Source organism: Streptomyces sp. UNOC14_S4 (assembly GCF_020740835.1).
Taxonomy (GTDB): Bacteria; Actinomycetota; Actinomycetes; order Streptomycetales; family Streptomycetaceae; genus Streptomyces.
The window spans coordinates 1-3,802 of the sequence record NZ_JAINFC010000632.1 but is presented as its reverse complement, the minus strand read 5'-3'; the positions used below and the strand labels follow the sequence as shown (position 1 = coordinate 3,802).

General features: G+C 69.3%; 3 protein-coding genes and 1 pseudogene. All 4 read left to right on the top strand.

Features of this window, described 5'->3' with window-relative positions; genetic code table 11:
• Positions 1–121: 121 nt before the first annotated feature.
• Positions 122–979: pseudogene (adh, locus tag K6I34_RS33405) on the top strand (aldehyde dehydrogenase); the annotation flags it as partial.
• 503 nt (positions 980–1,482) lie between these two features.
• Positions 1,483–1,938: a helix-turn-helix domain-containing protein gene (locus K6I34_RS33400; protein ID WP_229331793.1), complete on the top strand. Its 456-nt coding sequence runs from the start codon at positions 1,483–1,485 to the stop codon at positions 1,936–1,938.
• Between the two features lie 267 nt (positions 1,939–2,205).
• Positions 2,206–2,733 (top strand): regulator component, encoded by a 528-nt coding sequence (locus K6I34_RS33395; protein WP_229331792.1) that lies wholly within the window; start codon positions 2,206–2,208, stop codon positions 2,731–2,733.
• Positions 2,730–3,802 (top strand): MAB_1171c family putative transporter (locus K6I34_RS33390; protein ID WP_229331791.1); only part of this gene is annotated, 1,073 nt, incomplete at its 3' end. The genes K6I34_RS33395 and K6I34_RS33390, both read left to right, overlap by 4 nt.

Here is a 3,802-nt window from a genome sequence, read left to right as displayed (position 1 = left end):
CCCCTCTGATCCGCCATCTCTGGTGGGTCGTGGAGGGGCCTCAGTGTTGCTAGCGGCGTTTCCGCAGGTCAGGACGTCAGCACTGCTTGGAACTTGAAGGTCGCTTGGTGTTGCCAGCCCCGAGGCGGGCAAGCCTCTGGCGTCCAGCCCCCGGGTCGCCAAGATCGCCTTCACGGGCGAGACGACGACGGGCCGTCTCATCATGCAGTACGCCTCGGAGAACCTGCGGCCGGTGACCCTCGAACTCGGCGGGAAGAGCCCGAACATCTTCTTCGACGACGTCTCCGCGGCGGACGACGACTTCCTCGACAAGGCGCTGGAGGGCTTCACGATGTTCGCCCTCAACCAGGGCGAGGTGTGCACGTGTCCGTCCCGCGCCCTGATCCAGCAGGGCCACTACGCCGCCTTCCTGGAAGCGGCCACCGCCCGCACCGAACGCATCGTGCAGGGCCACCCGCTGGACACCACCACCATGATCGGCGCCCAGGCGTCCAACGACCAGTTGGAGAAGATCCTCTCCTACATCGACATCGGCAAGCAGGAGGGCGCCCGCATCCGCACGGGCGGCACCCGCGCCGAGCTCGGCGGCGAACTCGAAGGCGGCTACTACGTCCGCCCCACCATCTTCGAGGGCACCAACACCATGCGCGTCTTCCAGGAGGAAATCTTCGGCCCGGTCGTGGCCGTCACCCCCTTCACCGACTTCGACGAGGCCATGACCCTGGCCAACGACACCCTCTACGGCCTGGGCGCAGGCGTCTGGACCCGCAACGGCACCACGGCCTACCGCGCGGGCCGCGCCATCCAGGCAGGCCGCGTCTGGACCAACTGCTACCACGCCTACCCGGCCCACGCCGCCTTCGGCGGCTACAAGCAGTCGGGGATCGGGCGGGAAACGCACAAGATGATGCTGGACCACTACCAGCAGACGAAGAATCTTCTCGTCTCGTACTCGCCGAAGAAGCTGGGATTCTTCTAGGAGTGCGGGAAAGGGCCTGTGGCCTGCACATTTGCAGGTCACAGGCCCTACTGCGCTCGAATGCCGTCAGCCACCGGGTCCAGAGCATGCGGCCAAGGCGCAGCACGGGGGTCTGCACGGTGGAGTAGCACAGATGTGAGCCCTGCCCCCAGATGCCGGCGCCCGGGCTCGCACCCGGTGCCTCCCGCTGCCGCGTCGTCCCCGGTCGTGGACTCGGCGGAGGCCGAGCTCGCCGCCGCACGCAAGCGAACCCGTCCGGCCCCGTCCGGCGCGGCCATGGCACTCCGGGCCGTCGGCCGAGCTCACCCCCGTGAAGCTCGACCGCGACCCGGCCGGCACCGTCGCCACTTCCCCCCTCGACACTTCAGTGGCGACGAAGCGTTGGTAACGTACACCAGAGTGACTGTCCGGCGTCAACCAAAGTGTTGCCGGAGCCAGCCCGATGGGCTTCGAGAAACACTGTGGTGGGCAAGGCTCGGCATCACACCAAGGAGGTCGTGTACGTGGAAGATGACCAGTCGCCCACCTTCGCCCAACTCCTGGACCACCTCTTCCGCGAGGTGCACCCCCCTTCCCGGGGGCCCTACACCTACGCGGAGGTCGCCGAGGGAATCCGCAAGGCCGCGACCGGAGAGGGGCGCGGGGTGACGGCGAGTGCCATCCAGCAACTACGCACCGGCGCCAAGCGGAACCCGACACGGCACACCATCAAGGCCCTGGCCGACTTCTTCGGCGTACCGGCGGGCTACTTCGTCGACAGCGCGGCGGCCGAACGCACCAAGGCGGAGATCGACCTCCTCGCCGCCATGCGCGATCAGGACGTCCGCAAGGTGGCCCTGCGCGCCAACGGCCTGAGCGTCGACAGCCTGAAGATGCTGTCCACCGTGATCGAGCAGGCCCGGAAACTCGAAGGGCTCACCACCGACGACCCCGCGCAGGACCTCGACCTGGACGACTGAACCGCGCGCCGGGCGGCGATCACGCGCTTCCCGCACTCCGACACGACACCCCCTTGTGGACACCCCCTTGTGGTCGCTCGACGACAAGGGGGTGTCGGGCGTCCCCCGGCACAAGCCCGGCATCCCGAGCCGCAAGGTCCGACCGCAGCGGCACCCCGCCCTCGAAGCGGAACCGCGAACGTGTCAGCATTGGGCGCGCGTACCGGGCTTCCAGGGTGAGGTGCGCCCCAGCCGACCGCCCCCGCCCGGCGTCACCAGAGTGAGGACATGGACCTTGAGCAGCTTCGCGCCACGTGTGAGGCGCGCGTCGAGGTGCTTCGGCTCCCGCACCGCTTCAGCACCCGCGACCTCCGCGACGCCGTGGCCGAACAACGCGGACGCCCCATCATCCTGCGCCCCCTGAGCACTCTGGGCGCCATGGACGCTCCGTGCGGCATCCGCCTGGAGACCCCGGAAGCCGATCTGTTGTTCTACGAGGAGGCCACCTCCCCCCTCCACCAGAACCACATCCTCGCCCACGAGATCAGCCACATCATCTGCGACCACCCCGGCAGCCTGGAACTGGACCAGGACACCCTGCGCGCGATCGGGTTCAACCCCACCCTCGTGCAGCGCATGTCCGGCCGGACCAGCTACACCAGCGAGGACGAACGCGAGGCCGAGGTGATGGCCAGCGTGATCCGACAACTCATGTACCGGGGACGCGAGAGTCCGTCGGGCCGGCCGGCCAGCGGCGCCGAGAGCTGGGACGCGCTGTTCGCCGAGCCACACAGGAAGAAACGCCACCGGAAATGATCAACGCCCTGTTCACGGGCACGGCCGTCGTGCTGCTGTGCTTCGCCGTCTACTGGGTGCGAGGGCGCGGCGGACACCGCCCTACGGGCACCTGGGCGATGGCGGCGCTGCTGACCTCGTTCGCCCTCGCCTTCGCCTCCTACGCGCCCGCCGTGGAGCGCGCGATCGAATCGGTGGTCCCCCATGGCGCCCGGCTCCTCAGCAACACCTTCACCCTGACGGCGGCCACCTCGGTCCTCGCCTTCCTCTTCCAGCTCAATCTGGAGCGCGAACGGGCCCACCGGCAGATCCGACTGCGCGTCATCGCCCTCGCGATCTCCGTCGCCGGCATGACCGCCTTCTTCATCGCCGAACAACTCACCGGGCGGAACCCGGTGCTGTACGCGTGCTATGTGCTCATCTACATCTCCTGCCTGGGGTACACGGCCAAGGACTTCATGCTGCAGACCTGGGCCCAGTCCAAGCGCTCGGCCCGCCGCAGTCAGCGCTGGGGCCTGCGCACGACCTCGGCCGGCTGTGGCTTCGCCCTCGTCTACGCCGCGTACAAGCTCTTCACCCTGGTCTCCATCGGGCTCGGCCTGGGGCTCGTGCCCGAGAACGCCCGGTGCTCGAGCCCGCTGGCCCCCTTCCGCTGCACGTTCAGCGTGACCGCGCCCGCCGTCTCCGTCCTCCTCATCACCGTCGGACTCACCCTCCCCGCCCTGCTGTGGCCGCTCAGCCAACTGCGCCGCCATCGCTGGGAGCGGAACTCGTTCACCGCGCTGGAATCCCTGTGGCGGGAGGTCACCTCGGCGGTCCCCGAGGTCGTGCTCGACCCGGGCAACACCGAGGCCGGCACCCACGACCTCGACTTCCACCTCCACCGCCGGGTCATCGAGATCAACGACTGCGTGCTGGCCCTGCGCCGGTACCGTCGAGCATCGGTACGGGACGCCGCGGCGGCCGAGGTCGCCCGCCGGGACATGGCCGGCACCCCCGAGGGCGACGCCGAGGTGGAGGCGGCGGTCATCGCCGCGGCCGTCGACGCGAAGCGCGCCGGACTCCCCCTCGACGGCGACGAGGCCCCGCC